Below are 402 nucleotides of genomic sequence, written 5' to 3' on the forward strand. Positions count from 1 at the left end.
CGAATCCAGATGGCACGACAACAACAACAGTGATTAAAGATGGTGCGGACGGCGAATCACCGACAGCGACAGTAGTCGACAACGGCGACGGCACGCACACAGTGACGATCACAAATCCAGACGGCACAACAACGACAACAGTCATCAAAGATGGTGTTGACGGAGTAGACGGTAAAGATGGCGAATCACCAACGGCGACAGTAGTCGACAACGGCGACGGCACGCATACAGTGACAATCACAAATCCGGATGGCACGACAACAACAACAGTGATCAAAGATGGTGCGGACGGCGAATCACCGACAGCGACAGTAGTCGACAACGGCGACGGCACGCACACAGTGACGATCACAAATCCAGACGGCACGACAACGACAACAGTCATCAAAGATGGTGTTGACG

Annotated in this window: 1 protein-coding gene; it reads left to right on the forward strand. The window is 53.2% G+C overall.

From position 1 onward, the window contains the following. Window positions 1–402 (forward strand): collagen-flanked surface repeat-containing protein (locus ERX37_RS11240; protein ID WP_208001694.1); only part of this gene is annotated, 402 nt, incomplete at both ends.

Source organism: Macrococcus hajekii (assembly GCF_004359505.1).
GTDB lineage: Bacteria > Bacillota > Bacilli > Staphylococcales > Staphylococcaceae > Macrococcus > Macrococcus hajekii.